Annotated in this window: 16 protein-coding genes; 10 read left to right on the forward strand and 6 right to left on the reverse strand. The window is 69.9% G+C overall.

Features of this window, described 5'->3' with window-relative positions; all coding sequences use genetic code 11:
- Positions 1-79: 79 nt before the first annotated feature.
- Positions 80-1,660, forward strand: a complete 1,581-nt coding sequence (gene hcp / locus FN821_RS03045; RefSeq protein WP_131171077.1) for a hydroxylamine reductase — start codon at positions 80-82, stop codon at positions 1,658-1,660.
- A 51-nt stretch (positions 1,661-1,711) separates the two neighbouring features.
- On the opposite strand, the gene FN821_RS03050 is transcribed toward hcp, so the two are convergent.
- Positions 1,712-3,124, reverse strand: coding sequence for an NAD(P)/FAD-dependent oxidoreductase (locus FN821_RS03050; RefSeq protein ID WP_131171078.1), 1,413 nt, complete (start codon positions 3,122-3,124; stop codon positions 1,712-1,714).
- 255 nt (positions 3,125-3,379) lie between these two features.
- Between FN821_RS03050 and FN821_RS03055 the strand changes: the two genes are divergently transcribed.
- Positions 3,380-4,309, forward strand: a complete 930-nt coding sequence (locus FN821_RS03055; RefSeq protein WP_131171079.1) for a DMT family protein — start codon at positions 3,380-3,382, stop codon at positions 4,307-4,309.
- 16 nt (positions 4,310-4,325) lie between these two features.
- Here FN821_RS03055 and FN821_RS03060 read toward each other — a convergent pair whose 3' ends face one another.
- The 3 genes from FN821_RS03060 to FN821_RS03070 form a co-directional block, all read right to left on the reverse strand.
- Complete coding sequence (locus FN821_RS03060) at positions 4,326-5,363, reverse strand: glycosyltransferase family 2 protein (protein WP_165489218.1); 1,038 nt, start codon at positions 5,361-5,363, stop codon at positions 4,326-4,328.
- Complete coding sequence (gene glf / locus FN821_RS03065) at positions 5,360-6,568, reverse strand: UDP-galactopyranose mutase (protein ID WP_131171080.1); 1,209 nt, start codon at positions 6,566-6,568, stop codon at positions 5,360-5,362. The genes FN821_RS03060 and glf overlap by 4 nt, the downstream gene beginning before the upstream one ends.
- Before the next feature lie 109 nt (positions 6,569-6,677).
- On the reverse strand, positions 6,678-7,457 hold the full coding sequence (locus FN821_RS03070; RefSeq protein WP_165489219.1) for a YaaA family protein: 780 nt from the start codon (positions 7,455-7,457) through the stop codon (positions 6,678-6,680).
- Positions 7,458-7,558: 101 nt separating this feature from the next.
- Here FN821_RS03070 and FN821_RS03075 point away from each other — a divergent pair, with 101 nt between their 5' ends.
- The 3 genes from FN821_RS03075 to FN821_RS03085 all read left to right on the forward strand — a co-directional run bounded on the left by FN821_RS03075 (position 7,559) and on the right by FN821_RS03085 (position 11,754).
- On the forward strand, positions 7,559-8,962 hold the full coding sequence (locus FN821_RS03075; RefSeq protein ID WP_131171082.1) for a coiled-coil domain-containing protein: 1,404 nt from the start codon (positions 7,559-7,561) through the stop codon (positions 8,960-8,962).
- Positions 8,959-9,930 (forward strand): coiled-coil domain-containing protein, encoded by a 972-nt coding sequence (locus FN821_RS03080; RefSeq protein ID WP_131171083.1) that lies wholly within the window; start codon positions 8,959-8,961, stop codon positions 9,928-9,930. The genes FN821_RS03075 and FN821_RS03080 overlap by 4 nt, the downstream gene beginning before the upstream one ends.
- 117 nt (positions 9,931-10,047) lie before the next feature.
- Positions 10,048-11,754, forward strand: a complete 1,707-nt coding sequence (locus tag FN821_RS03085; protein WP_241660067.1) for an aminotransferase class V-fold PLP-dependent enzyme — start codon at positions 10,048-10,050, stop codon at positions 11,752-11,754.
- On the opposite strand, the gene FN821_RS03090 is transcribed toward FN821_RS03085, so the two are convergent.
- Positions 11,732-13,885, reverse strand: a complete 2,154-nt coding sequence (locus FN821_RS03090; protein ID WP_131171084.1) for an alpha-galactosidase — start codon at positions 13,883-13,885, stop codon at positions 11,732-11,734. The genes FN821_RS03085 and FN821_RS03090 overlap by 23 nt on opposite strands.
- A gap of 69 nt (positions 13,886-13,954) precedes the next feature.
- Here FN821_RS03090 and galK point away from each other — a divergent pair, with 69 nt between their 5' ends.
- Together galK and FN821_RS03100 are read left to right on the forward strand one after the other, a co-directional pair.
- Entirely contained in the window at positions 13,955-15,148 is a 1,194-nt protein-coding gene (gene galK, locus FN821_RS03095) for a galactokinase (RefSeq protein WP_280525916.1), read from the forward strand.
- Positions 15,149-15,233: 85 nt separating this feature from the next.
- The gene (locus FN821_RS03100) at positions 15,234-16,244 is read left to right on the forward strand and encodes a metallophosphoesterase family protein (RefSeq protein WP_131171086.1); all 1,011 of its coding nucleotides are present in this window, start codon (positions 15,234-15,236) and stop codon (positions 16,242-16,244) included.
- Here FN821_RS03100 and FN821_RS03105 read toward each other — a convergent pair.
- A complete protein-coding gene (locus FN821_RS03105) occupies positions 16,234-17,298 on the reverse strand; it encodes an LCP family protein (RefSeq protein WP_131171087.1) in 1,065 nt (354 codons plus the stop codon). The two genes, FN821_RS03100 and FN821_RS03105, sit on opposite strands and share 11 nt — an antisense overlap.
- Positions 17,299-17,501: 203 nt before the next feature.
- On the opposite strand from FN821_RS03105, the gene FN821_RS03110 reads away from it, so the two are divergent.
- The 3 genes from FN821_RS03110 (at position 17,502) to cysK (ending at position 20,111) form a co-directional block, all read left to right on the forward strand.
- Complete coding sequence (locus FN821_RS03110; RefSeq protein ID WP_131171088.1) at positions 17,502-18,437, forward strand: pseudouridine synthase; 936 nt, start codon at positions 17,502-17,504, stop codon at positions 18,435-18,437.
- A gap of 1 nt (position 18,438) precedes the next feature.
- Complete coding sequence (locus FN821_RS03115) at positions 18,439-18,915, forward strand: tRNA (cytidine(34)-2'-O)-methyltransferase (RefSeq protein ID WP_131171089.1); 477 nt, start codon at positions 18,439-18,441, stop codon at positions 18,913-18,915.
- A gap of 230 nt (positions 18,916-19,145) precedes the next feature.
- Entirely contained in the window at positions 19,146-20,111 is a 966-nt protein-coding gene (cysK, locus tag FN821_RS03120) for a cysteine synthase A (RefSeq protein ID WP_131171090.1), read from the forward strand.
- The last annotated feature ends 6 nt before the right edge of the window (positions 20,112-20,117 follow it).

Below are 20,117 nucleotides of genomic sequence, written 5' to 3' on the forward strand. Positions count from 1 at the left end.
ACGGGCGCAGGGCTCCCTACCTTGGCCGAGGTTGCCGCACACGTCGGCACGGAGCCACGAGATATTGAGGAGCCCACCCATGGGGATGTTCTGCTTCCAGTGCGAGCAGACGGCGCACGGCACCGGCTGCACCGAGATCGGTGCGTGCGGCAAGTCGGTCGGCACGTCGGACGCGCAGGACCGCATCACGTACGAGCTGATGAAGCTGGCGGTCGCGGTCCAGGACAAGCGGGTCGACGACGATCTGCCGGTCCTGTTCATGGAGGCTCTGTTCACGACGGTCACCAACGTCAGCTTTGACGAGGCAGGCTGCCTCGCCCTGGCGGACGACATCGCGGCCCGTCGCCTCGCGATCACGGGAGGCGCCGACACGCCCCTGGAGGCCATCCCGAGCCCCGCGGACATCTTCGGCCAGCCCGGCGTCGAGGCGTCCTGCCGGACCCTCCTCGTGCTGGGCCTGCGCGGGATGGCCGCCTACGCCCACCACGCCTCCATGCTCGGACGCCGCGACGAGGCCGTGGACGCCTGGCTGATCTCGGGCATGGCGGACGCGTCCAAGCATCACGAGGTCGCCGACTGGCTCCAGCTGATCCAGGACTTCGGCATGGCCAACTTCCGCTGCATGGAGGTGCTCGACGAGGCCAACACCGGCACCTACGGGCACCCGGCGCCCACCAACGTCACCATGGAGGTGGCCGCCGGCCCCTTCATCGTCATCACGGGCCACGACCTGCACGACATGGGCATGCTGCTCGACCAGTGCGAAGGCACCGGCGTCTCGGTCTACACCCACGGCGAGATGCTTCCCGGCCACGGCTACCCGGAGCTGGCCAAGTACACCTGCCTGAAGGGCCACTTCGGCACCGCCTGGCAGAACCAGCAAAAGGAGTTCGCGGGCGTCCCGGGCGTGTTCCTCTACACGACCAACTGCCTGATGCCGCCCCGCGACAGCTACGCCGACAACATCTACACGACCTCGGTTGTGGCCTACCCGGGCCTTAAGCACGTCGATGCGGACGCCGACGGCCACAAGGACTTCTCGGCCGCCATCGCCCAGGCGAAGGCCCTGGGCGGCTGGTCCGAGCCGCGGATGTTCACCGGCATGAACGGCGGGTCGACCCTGACGACCGGATTCGGGCACAACACCGTCCTCGGTGCGGCCGAGACCGTGATCAACGCCGTGAAGGCCGGGGACCTGAAGCACATCTACCTCGTCGGCGGCTGCGACGGCGCCCTGCACGGACGCAACTACTACACGCGCTTCGTCGAGAAGACGGCGCCCGACACCCTCGTGCTGACGCTGGCCTGCGGCAAGTTCCGGTTCAACGACATGAACCTGGGCACCCTGGGCGGGCTCCCCCGGATCCTCGACATGGGCCAGTGCAACGACGCCTACTCGGCCGTCAAGGTGGCCTCGGCGCTCGCCGACGCGTTCGGCGTGGGCGTGAACGATCTGCCGCTGACGCTGATCCTGTCCTGGTACGAGCAGAAGGCGGTGTGCGTCCTGCTGTCGCTGCTCAGCCTCGGCGTGAAGAACATCTACCTCGGCCCGACGCTGCCCGCGTTCGTGGCGCCTGAGGTGTTCGACGTGCTGGTCAGCCAGTTCGGGCTGCGTCCCATCACCAACCCCGAGAACGATCTCGCGGTGATCGGCGCCTGACGCGCCCAGAGGGTCCCGGCGGGCGACCGCCGGGACCTTTCGGCGTCCGGATCAGGCCTCGCGGCGGGGCTTGCGCTCGGTGATGTCCTCACCCGCGACGAGGCGTCCGGACGCCCCCTCACCCAGCTGCTCGAGCGCGAGGCGTCCGACCAGCTGCTGGTTGGTCGTCACCCGCTCGGAGCGCGCGTTGCTCAGGAAGCTGATCACCCACCGCAGCAGCGTCGCCACCCGATTCTTGAAGCCGGCGATGTAGAGCAGGTGCAGGACGAGCCACATCAGCCAGGCCACGAAGCCGGTGAGCTCGGTCTTGCCGACCTTCACCACCGCCCGGTACTTGGCGATCGTGGCCATCGAGCCCTTGTCCCGGTAGACGAAGGGCTTGGACGCCGCCGCGATGGCCCGCGCCCGACCCGATCCCTCGGGCAGGGCTCGCGCGGCGATGATCTTGGCGACGTGCTTGGCCGACTGGATCGCGCCCTGGGCGACGCCGGGCACGCCCTGCACGTTCATCAGGTCGCCCACGACGAACACCTCGGGGTGGCCGCGAAGCGAGCAGTCGGGCTCGACGGCGATGCGTCCGGACCGGTCGAGGCTGGCCCCGGACTGACGCGCCAGCGTCGCCCCCAAGTCGCTGGCCTGGACGCCTGCGGCCCAGACCTTGCAGGAGCAGTCGATCCGCTCGGTGCTGCCGTCCTTGCGCTTGACGGTGAGGCCGGACGCGTCGAGATCGGTGACGATCGCCCCGAGCATGACCTCGACGCCCATGGACTCCAACGAGCGTTGGGTCTTGGCGCCGAGGGTGGGTCCGAACGGTGGCAGCACTTGGTCGGCGCCGTCGATCAGGATGACGCGCGCGCTGGACGGGTCGATGTCGCGGAAGTCCCGCCGGAGCGTCTTGGACGCGAGTTCGCGGATCTGGCCCGCCATCTCGACTCCGGTGGGCCCGGCCCCCACGACGGAGAAGGTGAGCAGCCGCCGGACCTGCTCGGGGTCCTCGGACAGCTCGGCCTGCTCGAAGGCCCAGAAGATGCGCGAGCGCAGTTCCAGCGCGTCGTCGATCGTCTTCATGCCCGGCGCGAAGGTGGCGAAGTGGTCGCGTCCGAAGTAGGACGCCCCGGCTCCCGTCGCGACGATCAACGAGTCGTACGGGGTCACGGTCTCGTCGTTGTGGTGGCGCCATTTGACGAGGCGGTTGTCGAGGTCGATGTCCCAGACGAGACCGAGGAGCACCTGGACGTTGGGCTGGTTGCGCAGCACGTCGCGCGTCGCGGGCGCGATCTCGCCCTCCGACAGGATGCCCGTGGCCACCTGGTACAGCAGCGGCTGGAACAGGTGGTGGGTGGTCTTGGCGATCAGCGTGACGTTCACGTCGGCGCGCTTGAGGGCCTGGGCAGCGAACAGCCCGCCGAAGCCCGAGCCGATGATCACGACGTGATGGGTCTCGCTGTCATGAAAGGTCTTCACGGATGCCTCCCAGGTCCGTTTGGTGGCATGAGACTACGTGGACGCCCCACGCGGTCTCGGTTCGCGGAATCCCCGGGCTCGCCGTGCACGCCGGGTGCAACCCCTTGTTGAGGCGCCCGAAGCCCGGGGGCAATCCGGGCACGCCGCCGCTAGGCCTCACGCTTTCGCGCGGGTCGCTGCGGTAACGTGTGATGGACGCCGTAGCCCCCGCCGGATTCGCCGTCTCGTCCCACCGGCCCGCGAACCGAGGAACCTGTGCCGCAGATCATCCCCCTGGCAATCGCCTTGCAGGTGATCGGGTCGTTCTGCTTCGCCATCTCCGCCTACTTGCAGCACCACGCGGTCGGGCAGGAGACTGCCGGCAACCGGGCGTCGTCCGGCATCGGCTTCGGCCAACTGTGGGAGAGCATCAAGCGACCGCGCTGGCTGCTCGGGCTTGTGGCCATGGGGGTGTCGCTGGGGCTGCAGGTCCTGGCGCTGATGTTCGCGCCGGTGTCGGTCGTTCAGCCGGTCGGGCTGCTGGCCTTCCCCTGGTCGATCGCGATCCAGGCCTGGGCAGCCAAGCGCAAGCCGCCGCAGCAGGTGATCATCGCTACCGCGATCACCGCCGGGGCCACGTTCGCGCTCACGGTGATCACCGGCGTCTTCGCCGCCCCGCGGGCCGACCTCGACCAGACCCGCGTCTTCCTCGGCGCCCTGGTGATCTATCTGTGCGCCATGGGGCTGGGGTGGCTCGGGTCCCGCGGTCCGAGGCAGTTCCGTTCGCTGTTCTGGGCTTCGGGCGGCGCCTTCTTCTACGGTCTTGAGGCGGCCCTCGCGAAGTCGCTGATCGAGTTCGCCCGGGACTTCCCGGGGTGGTCTAGTTCGGCGTCCTTCTGGTCGATCCTGATCGCCCTGCTGATCGGCAGCGCGACGGCCGGCTGGATGGTCCAGCAGGGCTACGCCACCGGCGCCGCCGAGGTCGTGGTGGCCGCCATGACCATCACCTCTCCGTTCGTCGCCGTGCTCTTCGGCATCGCCGTGCTCGGCGAGGGCGCTCGGCTCACCGGCGCAGCCGCCTGGTTCATGGTGATCTGCGGTCTGGTCGCCGTGGGCGGCGTCATCTGGCTGACCAAGCTGCAGGCGTCCGTCGACCATCCGGCGCCAGACCAGGTCGCGCCCGCCCCACAGGCGGACGCGACCTGAGGCGTCCGATCAGGCCTTAGTTGAAGTGGTACAGGCGCTGCGCCAGCCGGTAGAGCGCGATGGACGCCTTGCGGCCGGGCTGGCTGGACAGGTTGGAGCCCAGCACGAGCGGGTGGCGTCCGAGGCGCTTCGCCATCTTGGCGTCCTTGGCGTACAAGTGCTCCCACATCTCCTTGCGCATGCGCAGCGCCTCGGCGTCGCTGCGGATCGCGGCGAACATCGAGGACGCCGAGATGATGAGCGCCAGGTAGCCCTCCATGTAGCGGGCCAGCCGCTTGCTTGGGATCTCGTCGGGTAGGACGTAGGCGTCCACCATGATGTTGGTGATCCGCATCTGCTGGTCGAGGCGTCCGATCATGACGGTCTCGTTGACCGACTGGTCCTCGCGGCCGATGAAGTAGCGGTACAGGTTGACCGGCAGGTAGTGCAGGGTCTTCACGAACGGCAGCGGCACGTACACGAAGATGTTGTCGACGTAGAAGGTGTGCTTCGGCAGTTCGAGGCCCGAGTCGCGCAGCACCTGGGTCCGGAAGATGGCGGCGTGCATCAAGATGTTCTGGCCGGGGCCGAACACGCCGATCTCGTCCCAGCCGACGATCTTGTTGGTGGGCAGGGCGCCGCGGTAGCGGATCACCTTTTGCGAGCCAGTCTGAACGTGCTCGTAGACGTAGTTGCAGACCACCAGATCGACCAGGTTGTCGCCCGCGATGAAGCCGCGGAGTTTCGCGAGCAGCAGATCGCGGGCCGTCCGGTCCAGCCAGTCGTCGCTGTCGACCACCTTGAAGTACACCCCGGACGCCGCCCGCAGGCCCGCCATCACGGCGCCGCCGTGGCCGGCGTTCTCCTGGTGGATGACCTTGATGATGTCGGGGTGGGCGGCGGCCCATTCATCGGCCTTCTCGGCCGTGTTGTCCTTGGTGGACCCGTCGTTGACGATGATGATCTCGATGTCGCGGCCCCCGCCGAGGATCGACTCGATGCAGGCGTCCATGTACGCCGCGGAGTTGTAGCAAGGGATGACGAAGCTGATCGTCTTGGGGCGGGCGGTGCTCACTTGTTCTCCTCCAGCAGGGCGTCGGCGAGGTCGAGCGCCTTGGCGACGGTGGCGTCCATGTTGTAGTACCGGTACTCGGCGAGGCGTCCCAGGGGGTAGAAGGACGGCAGTTGCTCGGTGAGGGCGACGTAGGCGGCATGCATGGCCTGTACCTCGGCGTTGACCTCGGGGTAGTAGGGGTCCATGCCGGACTCGGGGTCGTAGTCGCGGCTGTACTCGCGGACGATCGTCGTCTTGCCCGGCAGCTCTTGGCGGGTCAGGTGCTTGAACTCGGTGATGCGCGTGTAGTCCTCGCTCACCGTGTAGTTGATCGTGCCGCGCGGCTGGAACTGGTCGACATCGTGGGTCTCGAAGACGAAGTCCAGGCTGCGGTACGGGAGGCGTCCGTGCCGGCAGCCGAAGAGCTCGTCGAGAGGTCCGGTATAGATCACGGTGCCGGCATACGGCTTCCCGTCCACCCGCACGACGCCGGGCTCGGACAGGTCCAGCAGCGGACGCGCGTCCACGTTGGTACGCACGGTGATGAGTGGGTGATCGAGCATCCGCTCGAAGATCTTGGTGTAACCCTCGGTGGGCAGGCCCTGGTGCGGGTCGGTGAAGTAGCGGCAGTCCTCGGAGACGAACACCGGGACACGCGCCGTGACGGACACGTCGATCTCGTCGGCGGACTTGCCCCACTGCTTCGTCGTGTAGTGCAGGAAGACGTTCTCCCACACGTAGTCGGCGATCTCGACCAAGTCGGGGTCCGCCTCCTTGCGGAGTTCACTGATCGGCACCTTCTTCTCGTCGCCGAACCGCTCGATGAGCTTCGCGATGAGGTACGCGCCGCGCTCGTGGCCGAAGGCGAGCCGCAGGGACTGCTTGTTGAACGGCACCGGCAGGTACGTCCCGTAGACGTCGGCCAGGACCTCGTGGCTGTACCCGTTCCAGGTCGTGAAGCGCGACACGTAGTCGAAGACGCGCTGGTCGACCGTGTGGAAGATGTGGGGTCCGTACTGATGGATCAGCACCCCCGCGTCGTCCAGGCGGTCGTAGGCGTTGCCGCCGATGTGGTGGCGCTGTTCGAGCACGATCACGCTCTTGCCGCCCCGTTCGGCCAGCTCGCGCGCGACGGTCGCGCCGGCGAAACCGGCCCCGACCACGATGACGTCATAGCTCCCGAGCGGCCTGGACTCCCCCGTCGCCTGCTCCCCGCTGGTGGTCACTGCTGCACTCCTTGGCTGTCGACGACCCGGGTCCACACCGGTCCCACGAGGCTATCGCGACCCGTCGCCCCCCGACACGTCACCGGATGCGTGTCGGCTGCGCTGAGGTTCAGTCGGTGATCACGTCGAGTGAACGCGGGGTCAGTTCGATGCGCACGCGCTGGACGACTCCCGCGGCAGTCCGTACCTCGTGCGTGTCGAACCAGGCGGACGCCGCGGCAGCCGCCTGCTCGGGCGTCCGGGGGGCGCGCGGGGCCTCGCAGAGGGCTCGCGCCAACAGGCCTCGGGCGTGCTTGGCCAGGTGTGAAACGACGGAGCGTTGGCCGCCGACCTCACGGAACACGCGGACCGGCCAGGCGCCGGACGGCGTCCAGAACGGCTGGTACGTAGCTGACCGGCAGTCGATCACCAGCTGCCCGTCCCGGCGCGCCTCCAAGGCCGCGGTCAGGAGCGGGTTCCAGAAGGGGCCGAGGCGTCCGATGTCGGGCAGGGCGACGTCCCCGGAGAGGCGGTAGGCCGGGAGGCGATCGTCCAGCCGAAGCACTCCGAAGGCCGCCGAGAAGATCAGCACCGACTCACGGGCGCGGCGGCGTCCGGCTTCGCTCAACGTCGCGTAGGACAAGGCGTCGAACAGGACGCCGGTGTAGATGCGGGACGCCGGCGCGCACGGCGCCCCGTCGAGGTCGAGGTTCGCCCGGACCTCCGCCGCCAGCGACAGGCCGACCTTCAGGGTCGTGAGGGCGTCCGGGCCTGCGGACGCCGTCCGCAGCGCGTCCAGGACGCGACGACGGGCGTCCGAAAGGACCGGTTGGGACAGCGCGCCGAGGTCGAGCGAACGGCCCCGCGGCGGCGCCGCCTTGCCCTCCGACGGCGGCAGAAGAATCAGCACGCAGGTAAGGCTAGGAGATCGCGCGGGGCCGTCCAGCCAGGCTCTCAAGGGGCGCTGGACACCGATTGGCGCGGGGCTGTCCGGAGCTTCACAATGTGCCCATGCAGGAGGAAGTTCAGGCGCACGTCACGGTCGACGGAAGCGACGACACGCGGCGCGTCACCGACCTGCTGCACCGGGCTCAGTTGATGGCCGAGCGGCTGCAGCAGGAGGCCCAGGCCGAGGCGTCCGCCACGGTCGCGCGCGCCCAGCGGCAGCAGGCTGAGGCGGACGCTGCGCTGGCCAAGGCTCACGCGTCCCTGGCCGAGTCGACGGCGACCCTGGACTCCGCGCGCGCCGACGCCCACAACCTCATCTCGGACGCCTCGGCCCAGGCTGCGATCCTCCGCGCATCGGTGGAGACCGCTGCGAACCAGGCGCTGGAGAAGGCGCGCGCTGAGGCCGCCGAGCTGCTGTCGAAGGCCCAGGCCGACGCCGAGCGAGTCCGGGCGCAGGTGGCCGACGAGCACGCTCAGCACGTGTCTCGCCTGGATGACGCGTCCGCACTGCACAACGCCGATATCGCCCGCCGCGAAGAAGAATGGGCCGGGGCGCACGCCGAGCGGATGACCGCGCTCGAGACCCTGGTGGCGGATCGCTCCACGCAGGCGGCGAGCGAGGCAGACACGCTGCTGACCACGGCCCGCACCGAGGCCGAGGCGACCATCCGGGACGCCGAGGAACTGCGCGTCCGCGCCGCGGCTGAGGCCGCTGAACACCGCGCGGCCGCGGAGGCGCACGCGACCGGGCTCCTCGACGACGCCCAGGCCCGCGCGGACGCCACGTTGGCGTCCGCTGGCGAGCAGCTGTCGTGGACGCAGGCCACCGTCCGGACGCTGCTCGCCCAGACCGACGACGACATCGCCCACCTGCGGGCCGAGGCGCGCGCGGCGGCGCATGCCCGGGTGGTCGAGATCCGGCAGGCGACCCGGGCCGCCGTCGCCAACCTGGCCGCGGCAGCCCGCGCCGACGCGGCGGCCCTGCGGGCCGAGGGAGAGCACCTGCGCACCCGCGCGTCCGCGGTGCTCGAGGCAGCCCAAGCCGAGGCGTCCGAGACGAAGAGGCACGCAGCCGCCGAGTCGGAGCGGATCATCGCTGAGGCGCTGGACAAGGCCGAGGCCACCATCGCCCGCGCCGACCGTCGCGTCGCTGACGCCGAGGACCTGGCACGCCAGGTGCGCGAGCAGACGACCGCCGACCTGGCGAAGATGCAGCAGGACGCGTTCGACTCGACCCGGGCCATCCGGGACGAGGCGGTCGGGGTCTTGTCCTCCGCCAGATCGGACGCCGACGCCATCCGGGCCGAGGCCAAGGCCCAGCTGCAGCGGGCGCGCGACGAAGTCGCGGCCCTCGCCGACCGCCGCAGTGCCATCACCGGACAGCTCGGACACCTGCGCGGGGTCATCGAAGGACTCGCCGTGTCCGGCACCAACACTCCAAACGACCAGGCAGGAGAGCCCGCATGACCGACACGCCCTTCAAGACCGCCTTCCGTGGCTACGACCCGCTCGACGTCGATCCGGCCTTTGCGCAGCTGCGCAAGGCCGTCGCCGACAGCAACGACGAGGTCGGACGCGTCAACGTCGAGCTGCAGAAGGCCAAGGCGGAGGCGTCCGATCTGAAGACGCAGCACGCCGCCGTCGTCGCGCGGGTGGCCGAGCTCGAGGAGCAGCTGGCCACCGTGGGGCGACCGTCGTACGAGGAGTTCGGCACCACGATCGGACGCATCCTGTCGCTGGCGGAGAAGGAGGCGCAGGCACTGCGCACCAAGGCGCAGGCGGACGCCGACGCCCTGCTCAGCGACGCCGCTGCCAAGGCGTCCGCCATGACCGAGAAGGCCGAGCGTGAGGCGTCCGACCTGGCGTCGTCGTCGCAGGCCGAGGCCGCGCGCCTGGTCGAGAACGCGCGCAGGCACGCCGACGAGCAACTGGACCACGCTGACCGCGAGTCGTCCGCCCGTCGCGAGGAGGCCGAGGCGGTCTACGAGCAGCAGCAGCAGCGGGCCACCGCGGCCGCCGCCGACTTCGAAAAGACGCTCGCCGGACGCCGCGACGACGCTGCGCGCGAGTTCGAGGCGCAGCACGCGAGCCATGCCGAGCAGCTGGCCGCCGCCATCGAGCGGCGGGACGCAGCCGAGGCCGAGGCCGCCCGCATCCTGGCGCAGGCCCAGGAGCAGGCCAGCGCCATCCTGGACGCCGCCAAGGGCGAGGCGTCCGATGTCGTCGGCACCGCACGCTCCCAGGCGGACCGCATCCGTCGCGACTCCGAGCGTGAGCTCGTCGCGGCCACGCAGCGGCGCGACGCGATCTCGGCGCAGCTGACGAACGTCCGGCAGATGCTGGCCACGCTCGGCGGCGGCACCGCGTTCGGCTTGTCCGATGACGAGGATCCCGTGGTGCACGCCGTCACCGAAGCGGCGGACCCCCAAGCCTGAGCCTGGGGGCTGGGGCGTTGCTCAGTGCCGCGGGGAGTGCATCACGCCTGCATCTCGGCGCCGAGAGGGTGCAGTTCGCCCACTGCGACGCCGAACGCGTCGTCTTACAGTGAGCCCGTGACGAACCCGATCATGTCCGCCGCTCTGCTCGAACGCGTTCGCGCGGGGGTCATCGGCGACGACCAGGTGATGCCCGGCCCGTACGGCCCGCGCCGCGTGACCTACGCCGACTACACGGCGTCCGGACGCTCGCTCGACTTCATCGAGGACTTCATCCGCGCCGAGGTGCTGCCGCGGTACGCCAACACGCACACGGAGGCGTCCGGGACGGGCCTGCAGACCACGCGCCTGCGCGAGGACGCCCGCCGGCTGATCCGCGACTGCGTGGGCGGCGACGAGTCCACCGCCGTGATCTTCTGCGGGGCCGGCAGCACGGCCGCCATCAACAAGATGGTCGGCATCCTCGGCCTGCGGCTGCCCTGCCAACTCGACGACAGGTACGGCTTCTCCCAGCAGATTCCGGACGCCGACCGTCCGGTCGTCTTCATCGGGCCCTTCGAGCACCACTCCAACGAGCTGCCGTGGCGCGAGTCGATCGCCGACGTGGTCACGATCCATGAGGACCCCGACGGCCACATCGACCAGGCCCACCTGCGCACCGAACTCGAGCGGTTCGCCGATCGCCCGTTGAAGATCGGGTCGTTCTCGGCGGCGTCCAACGTGACGGGCATCAAGTCGGACGTTCGCGGCATCGCCGAACTGCTGCACGAGCACGGCGCTTTGTCCCTGTGGGACTTCGCGGCCTGCGGCCCCTACGTCGCCATCAACGTGTCCGCCGCGCCGGGGCGTCCGGACTCGTACCTGGACGCCATCTTCGTCAGCCCCCACAAGTTCATCGGCGGACCCGGGACGCCCGGCCTGCTCGTCGTGCGCAAGGAGTTGCTGCGCAACCGCGTCCCGGACGCCCCCGGCGGCGGCACCGTGATCTACGTGAACCCGAGCGAGCACCGCTACCTGGACGACCCGGTGCATCGCGAGGAGGGCGGGACTCCGGCGATCATCGAGTCGATCAGGGCGGGGCTGGTCTTCCAGCTGAAGGAGGCCGTCGGCACCGACCTGATCAAGGAGCGCGAGGACGCCCTCCTCAACCGGGCGGTCACGGCCTGGCTGCGGGAGCCGAACGCGCAGATCCTCGGCAACATCGCCGCCGAGCGGCTGTCGATCGTGTCGTTCATCATCAAGGCGCCGGACGGCAGCTACCTGCACCACAACTTCGTCGTCTCGTTGCTCAACGACCTCTTCGGCATCCAGACGCGCGGCGGCTGCTCATGCGCCGGCCCGTACGGCCACCGCCTGCTGGGCATCGGCCTGGAGAGGTCGCACGCGTTCGAGCGGCGCATCGCCGACGGCTGTGAGGGCATCAAGCCCGGCTGGGTGCGGGTCAACTTCAACTACTTCGTCGACGAGGCGGTGACCGATTACATCATCGAGGCCGTCGCGTTGGTCGCGCGCGAGGGCTACAAGCTCCTGCCCGACTACACCTTCGACGCGCACTCGGGGCTGTGGCACCACCGCAGCGGCACCGCGGAGCCGCCGCTGCGCCTGGCCCAGGTCACGTACGCCGCGGATGGGGCGATGACCTATCCGCTGCACGACACGACCGCCGGGGTCGAGGTGCTCGCGGGCTACCTGGAGCAGGCGCGCCAGGTGTTCGCCGCGGCGTCGGAGCAGCTGGACGCCCCGGCGTCCGTCGACGCCGACTTCGACGACCTGCGCTGGTTCGCGCTGCCGTCGATCTGCCTCACACCCGCGTCGCCTCGATGATGAAGGACTGCTCAGGCGGCAGGTAGGGCAGTCGGACGCCGGCCCGCGCGAGGACGCGTCCGCTGAGAACCACCCCGTCGGGGTCGAACGACCACGGCGCCCGCATCGGCAGCGGCAGCGCGGCCGGCTGGCGCACCAGCCGGACGCGGTAGCGCGCGTCGGCGTCCAGGCCCGGCAGCACGATGCGTCCGAGGTTGGCGACGTCCGGGAGGGTGGTCGAGCAGACCTCGTAGAGGCCCCGCTCGCTGGTCACGACGCCGTGGACGATCAGGCCGGCGTCCGACACGTCGACGCGCACCAGGTCGCCACCCAACAGCGTCGCGCGGTTCTCCTTGAACCAGGCGATCCAGTCGGTCAGTTCGGCCAGTTCCTCGGCGGACGCCGCCGTCAGGTCCCACTCGATGCCCAGGTGGCCCCAGACGGCCGTCGCGGCGCGGAAGGCGAGGTCGTGCTGGCGTCCGGTGGTGTGCGACCGGCCGGACGCGATGTGCGAGCCGAGCAACTCGGGCGGAAGCAGCTGGGTCGTCCAGCGCATCATCGACTGCCGCTCCAGCGGGTCGATGCAGTCGCTCACCCAGACGCGGTCACAGCGGCTCATGACCTCCAGGTCGATGCGGGCCCCGCCCGAGCTGCACGATTCGATCTCCAGGCCGGGGTGGGCGGCCTTGAGCTCGTCCAGCAGCCGGTAGTAAGCCTGGGTCTGGCGATGCACGCCGGGCACGCCCGTCGGCGCGGATCCGGCGTCGACCAGGTCGCGGTTGTGGTCCCACTTGATGTAGGCGATCGGGTATTCGTCCAGCAAGGCGAGCATGCGGTCGCGGACGTAGGCGTAGGCGTCCGGGAGGCCGATGTTGAGGACCTGCTGGAAGCGGGACTCGACGGGGAGGCGTCCGGACGGCTGCATGATCCACTCGGGATGGGCGCGGGCCACGTCGCTGTCGATGTTGACCATCTCGGGCTCGAACCAAAGCCCGAACTGCATGCCGAGCGCGGTCACCTTGTCGGTGAGGGGGTGCAGGCCATGGGGCCACGCGTCCGGGGACACGAACCAGTCGCCGAGGCCGCGGTGATCGTCGCGGCGTCCGCCGAACCAGCCGTCGTCGAGGACGAACCGCTCGACGCCGATGGACGCCGCCCGCTCGGCCAGCGCGACCAGCCGGTCGAGATCGTGGTCGAAGTAGACGGCCTCCCAGACGTTGAGGGTGACCGGACGCCGCACATCCGGGTGCTCCGGACGCGAGCGGAGCGTCCGGTGGAACCGCCGCGCGACGGCGTCTAGTCCGACGCCGTAGTTCGCGTAGACCCACGGCCCTCGATAGGACGCCCCGGGCGCGACCGTGCCCTCGGCTGGCAGCAGCAGCTCTCCCCCGCCGACGACTTGATCGCCGGACGCCAGCCGCTCGGCGTAGTGGACGTGGTTGCCGGACCACGCCGTGTGGACCGCCCACAGCTCGCCGTCGGCGAAGCCGAACCCGGGTGCCCCCAGGTGCAGGACGAAGGCCGAGTCAGCGCCCGTGCGGCCGTGTCGTGCCTCGCGCCAGTGGGTGCCGACCTGCAGGGTCGTCCGCTGGGGGACGCGCTCCTTGGTCCAGCGCCCGGCGAAGTCGAGGATCTCGCGGGCCCGCATCGGCACCGGGAAGGCGACCAGCAACTCGTCCACGCGGTAGTCCTCGTCGCCGGTGTTCTGCACCGCCGCGCGGGCCCGGACCAGTCCTGATGCCAGCAGCTCCACCTCGATCGTCAGGCCTAGCGAGGCGTCGGCGTCCGCCGCCTCGAAGACGACCAGGCAGGGGCCGAGGTTGGCGTGCTCGGGCGCGGGTGCGCCGTCGATGGTGACGCCCGACAGCACCCAGTGGGGCGTCCAGTCGCGTCCGTCGCGCGAGCCCGACAGCCCCGGACGCCCCTGCCAGCCGGTGCGCCCCTCGGGGACGAGCGCCACCCGGACCGGGGCGTCGGGGCCGTTCGGGATGATCGGCGGGGTCTGGCAGGCGGCCAGCGCGGCGGTGTCGGCTTCGGACAGCTCGCCGAGAGCGGCGCCCCAATGCAGGACGGCCGGCAGCTGACCGGCTGGCGCATCCAGGACGAGGGTCACGTCCGCGGCGTGCAGGCACAGCCTCGTGGAGATGGTCATGGGCGCGTCGCTTCCTGGCCGGTGGTCCGGCTAGGTTATCGACCACCAGCGACACGGAAGCGAGGCGAGGTGCACACCATCACGGCTTGGTCGGACGCCGAAGGCGCGGCCCGAGCGGCGGACCTGTTCCGCGCCACCTTTGAGGCGGAGCCGGACGGGGTCTGGGCCGCCCCCGGACGCGTCAACCTGATCGGCGAGCACGTCGACTACAACGGCGGACTCTGCCTGCCGCTGGCCCTGCCCCACGCGACGTTCGCCGCCGTGCGGCGCCGCGACGACGACGTGGTGAGGCTGGTGTCGTCCCTGGACCCCGAGGCCGTCTGGGAGGATCCGGTTTCCTCGATCGCGCCGGGGGCCGTGAGCTCCTGGGCGGCCTACGCGGCGGGTCCGGCCTGGGCGCTGCGGGAGGCCGGCTGCGCCGTGGGCGGCTTCGAGGCCGCGATCGACTCGTGCGTGCCGCTGGGTGCCGGGCTGTCGAGTTCGGCAGCGATCGAGTGCGCGGTCGCGCTGGCCCTGGACGAACTCTTCGGCTGCGGCTACGCCGCCCGCGGTGACGCCGGACGGGCCGCGCTGGCGTCCATCTGCGTGAAGGCCGAAAACGAGGTCGCCGGCGCCCCGACCGGCGGCATGGACCAGGCCACGTCGCTGCGTGGCGCGTCCGGGCACGCCTTGCTGCTCGACTGCCGCGACTCGACGACCCGACTGCTCCCGTTCGACCTGGCCGCGGCCGGGCTCGAATTGCTCGTGATCGACACGCGGGCGGCCCACGCCTTGGGCGACGGCCAATACGGACGCCGCCGCGCGGCCTGCGAGGCGGCCGCGGCCCGCCTCGGCGTCCAGACCCTACGCGAGGTGACCGACCTGGACGCCGCGCTCACGGCGCTGGCCGACGACTGGGAGCGCCGCTGCGTCCGCCACGTCGTCACCGAGATCGAGCGCGTGAAGGCCGTGGCGCGGCTGCTGGACGCCGACCGTCCCGACGCCATCGGCGCCCTGTTGGACGCCTCGCACGACTCGCTGCGCGACGACTACGCGGTGAGCTGCCCCGAACTGGACGCCGCCGTGGACGCCGCCCGCGCGGCGGGAGCGCTCGGCGCCCGGATGACCGGCGGGGGCTTCGGGGGCTCGGCCATCGCGCTGATCCGCGCCGGCGACGAGGCGGCCGTGGCCCGGGGCGTCCAGGCAGCCTTCGACGCCCGCGGCTGGACGCGCCCGGCCTTCCTCAGCGCAGTGCCCGGACCGGGGGCCAGGCGCGTCCGGTAAGGCGGTGCCTTGCTACTGGCCGGGCGTCGCCTAGGCTCGGCGGTTCAGACCGTTGGCCCCTCTCGAGACGGAGCGTGAAGCTGCCATGAAGACCCAGGACCGGCTGTCCGCCGCCTACGACCGCGCCCACGTGGTCGAGGTCGACCGCGCCACGAAGCTGGTGTTTCTGAGCGACCAGCACCGCGGGGACGGGTCCAACGCCGACGAGTTCGCCAAGAACAAGGTGATCGTCACGCATGCCCTCACCCACTACCTGGACGAGGGCTTCACCTTGGTCGAGCTGGGCGACACCGAGGACCTGTGGGAGTTCCCGCACGTCCGACACATCGTCCGCGCCCACGGCATTGTCTACGGACGCCTCCGCGAGTTCCACGCGCTCGGCCGCTACCTGCGCCTGTTCGGCAACCATGACGCCCAGCTGGCCGATCCGCGCTACGTCCGGCAGACCCTTTTCCAGGCGCAGAACCCGCAGACCGGCGAGCTGGAGCCTCTGCTGCCCGGGCTCGAGGTGCACGAGTCGCTGCTGCTGCGCGACCGCGACACCGGCCAGGAGGTGCTCGTCGTCCACGGACACCAGGGCGACTTCAGCAACGACCAGAACTGGCGCTTCACGATGTGGACCTACCGGGCCTTCTGGAAGTGGCTGCACGCGTTCGGCATCCACAGCCCGTCGAGCCCGATCCGCAACACGTTCAAGCGCCACAAGGTCGAACGCAACTACGTCAAGTGGATTCGCGAGCACGGCATCGCCCTGATCTGCGGCCACACCCACCGAGCGAAGTTCCCGGCCTCCGACGAGACCCCCTACTTCAACTCGGGCTCCTGCACCTTCAACGCCTACGTCACCGGCCTGGAGATCGTCAACGGCGAGATCTCGCTGGTGCGGTGGCGCGTCGAATCGGACGCCAACGGGTACCTGCACGTCGTCCGCTGGGTGCTGGCCGGTCCGCGACCTCTCTCCGACTACGACCGCCTGCGGCGTCCGGGCCTGTCGGCCGACGAGGAAACCGATCGGCACGAAGCCATCCGCGCGCGGTCGCGGCGGGTGCCGCCGCGGAAGGACGCCGGCGTGCCGACCGGGCCCGTCAGCCCTTGAGCGTCGTCTCGATGTACTTCTGGATCGCCTCGTACTCGAATGTTCCGGCGATCGGGACTAGCGCGTCGACTCCACCCTTGGTGTAGTCCGTGATCAGCAACTTGTCGCGCGGGCCCCGGACCGAGATGCTCGAGGGAGGCTCGGCTGCGGCGCCGATGTCGTAGAGGCGACGGATCTGACTGACGCTCAAATCGGTGCGCACGTTGGTCGAGATCGAGTCGAAGATGGCGACGATCGCTGCCGGATTGGCGAGCGCCGGAGAGGTCTTCGCCTTGGTCTGCAACGCCGCCATGATCAGGCGCTGATTGCGTCCGCGTCCGAAATCGCCATCGGCGATGCCGTAGGGCTTTTCACCGGGCATCGGGTGGTTGCGGGCTCGGGCCAGCTTCAAGGCGTCCTCGCCATTGATGTGTACGACGGCATACGGCAGCGTCAGGTGCACGTTGGCGTCATAAATGCCCCGCTTGTCGGTGGCGGTCTGGGTGATGTCGACGTCGATGCCGCCTACGGCGTCCACCGTGTCTTTCAGGGCCGTGTAGCCGACCAGAATTTTCTGATCGATCCGCAGGCCGGTGATCCGTTCGGCGACGGTGCCCAGGGCATCGAGCCCCTTGCGCCAGTCACCCAGCCCGTCGGCAGCAGCGGTACCGCCGGCGGCCGCGGGGAAGACGTTGTTGATCTTCATCTTCGTGCCGTTGTAGTCGACCCACATGTCGCGCGGAATGCTGATCAGCGTGATCTTCTTGTTGACCAGATCCATCGACGCGACGGTGATGCTGTCGGTCAGTGCGGCGCCCTGGTGTCCCTCGTCGTCGAAGGAGTTGCCGGTTATCAGCACATTGACGCGCCCGGTGCCCTCGTTGTTCAACGGCTTGGGCATCAAGATGTCGATAGCGGAGCCACCCTGGCCGTTCATCGACTTGTCCACCGCGTTTTGGGCGCTGCTCAGGATCCAGCCGCCGAGGGCCGCGATCACGACGAGCAGCACGGCCAGGATCGACACGACCCAGCGCCAGGCGCGACGCTTCGGCCGAACGATCGCACGCCGCGGCATCCCCGTCACCGTCGACACCGGCTACCCCCTGTCCTTGCTTCTGCCCACCACAAGGGGCCGTGCTCGGACTTTCACGGCATGAGGGGCGTTCGTACTCTAACCCCCGGGGTGACGCCTCCGGGCGGTGTGAGACATCTGAGTACAGTGCGGGCTGTGTTTCAGACCACGGTCGTACGCGACACCCAGCACCGGGCGTAGTCGCCGTGCCGCCGAAGCCGCCGTTGCCCCGCCAGCAAGGCCTGGACGCGTCCTGGGTCCGCACGCCGGACAACCGTCCAGACCACACCGCGCTCTGGACCACGATGCGCGACTTCTTGTTGGACCGACTGCCGACCGAGGCCGATGTCGACGGCCAGTTCGCCCGCGAGGGCTTCGTCGATGGCACCGGACGCGCCTGGCGTCCGGACGAGCCCTACCGGCCCAACGCGTTCGTCTGGTTTCACCGACCTTTTCTGGCCGAAGCGACCGTTCCTGGACGCCTGCGAGTCATCCTCGCCGACGAGCGCATCGTCGTCGTCGACAAGCCGCACTTTCTCGCGACCACCCCGCGCGGAATCCACGTCGTCGAGTCGGTCGTGGCGAAGCTTCGTCAGCAGCCAGGGTGGGAGGAGATCGCCCCCGCCCATCGGCTGGATCGGCTCACCGCCGGGGTCCTGGTGCTCACGATCGGACGCCGCTGGCGCGCCCCCTATGCCGGCGTCTTCTCGTCCGGTCAGGCAGAGAAGACCTACGAGGCGATCGCGCCGGCGACGGCGTCCGTGCAGTTCCCGCTGACCGTCACGGGCCGGATCGAGAAGACCACGGGCCGCCTGCAAGCCGAGCTGGTCGACGGTGAGCCCAACTCTTCCACCCTGGTGGAACTGGTCGAGACCAACGGCCGGTTCGGCCGTTACCGACTCACGCCGCACACCGGCAAGACGCATCAGCTGCGGCTGCACCTGGCCTCGCTCGGTATCCCGATCGTCGATGACCCGCTCTACCCCGCCGTGCGTGACGTCGACCCTGCCGATTTCAGCACGCCGCTGAAGCTGGTCGCGCGGCGGCTGGCTTTCGCCGACCCGGTCGACGGCACGCAACGGTACTTCACCAGCGGCGTCCCGCTGCCATGGCCCGACCCCGATCACGTGAGGACGACCTGAGATGACTCCCCTGCGGATTCTGTTCTGCTCGCCCTGCATCCCCAACAACACCGGCGCCACCATGCGGCTGGCCGCCATCACCGGGGCGGAACTGCACATGGCGCGGCCCCTGGGCTTCGACCTCGACGACGCCAAGCTGCGCCGCGCCGGCGTCGACTACCGCGACAAGGCCGTCACCTTCGTGCACGACAGCCTCGAGGACGCCTACGCCGCCCTGCTGCCCGCCCGCGTCTTCGCCTTCACCGCCCACGCCACGGTTGCCCATTCCGACATCGCCTACCGCCCGGGCGACGTGCTGCTGTTCGGCCCAGAGCCGACGGGACTGGCCCCCGCTTTGCTCGCGGACGCGCGCGTCACCGAGCGCATCAGGATCCCGATGCGGCCTGACAACCGCTCGCTCAACCTCGCCAACGCCGCCGCGATCGCGGTCTACGAGGCTTGGCGCCAACTGGGCTATCCCGGCGCCGCCACGCCCTGAGACGCCTCGACATCGCGACACGGCGTCGCGTATGGTTGAAATATGAACGAGACGCCGGTCCTCCGCCGGCACGTGGACTTCGGTCACGTGTCGAGCGCGATGTGTCGCTGACCGCGCAATTTTCGACCCGTTCACCTCAGTCAGACGCCGTTCGCGTCCCCGATCATCCCCCACGTCACCAGCGCCGTCGCGTTGGTCGTTTCGCACCAGCACCACACAGAAGGATCACCATGACCGTCCATTCCTCCGTCCTCGATCTCATCGGCCGCACCCCGCTCGTCGCTGTCTCCCGCTTCGCGGCGGACGCCGGCGTCGAGGGCGCCCAGATCGTCGCCAAGCTCGAGTCGTTCAACCCGGGCGGCTGCGTGAAGGAGCGCATCGCGGCGTCCATGATCGAGGACGCCGAGAAGTCGGGCGCCCTGCAGCCGGGCGGCGTCATCATCGAGCCGACCTCGGGCAACACCGGCATCGGGCTCGCCCTGGTGGGCGCCGCCAAGGGCTACAAGGTGATCCTGACCATGCCGGAGACGATGAGCGTGGAGCGCCGGGCCCTCGTCCAGCTCTACGGCGCCGAGGTCGTCTTGACCCCCGGCGCGAAGGGCATGAAGGGCGCGATCGCCAAGGCCGAGGCCATCCGTGACGCGACGCCCGGCGGGGTCGTCCTGGGCCAGTTCAACAACCCCGCGAACCCGGCGATCCACTACGCCACGACGGGCCCGGAGATTTGGGCCGACACGAACGGCGCGGTCGACATCCTCGTCTCCGGCGTGGGCACGGGCGGCACCATCACGGGCGCCGGCCAGTACCTGAAGGAGCAGAACCCCGCGATCAAGGTCGTCGGCGTCGAGCCGGCGGAGTCGCCCGTCCTCAATGGCGGCGCGCACAGCCCGCACAAGATCCAGGGCATCGGCGCAGGCTTCGTCCCCGAGGTGCTCAACACGGGCGTCTACGACGAGGTGCTGACGGTCACGAGCGAGGACGCCATCGCGGCGGCCCGCCGCCTGCCGATCACCGAGGGCATCTTCGGCGGAATCTCGTCCGGTGCGGCCCTGCACGCTGCCGTTCAGCTCGCCAAGCGTCCCGAGAATGCCGGCAAGCAGATCGTCGTCGTGCTGCCGGACTCCGGCGATCGCTACCTGTCCACGGCGCTCGGCGAGGTCAAGGCGCTGTCCGTGGCCCCCGAGGATCTCGCGTAGTCAGAC

This window comes from Propioniciclava tarda (assembly GCF_900182665.1).
In the GTDB taxonomy this organism is placed as follows: domain Bacteria; phylum Actinomycetota; class Actinomycetes; order Propionibacteriales; family Propionibacteriaceae; genus Propioniciclava; species Propioniciclava tarda.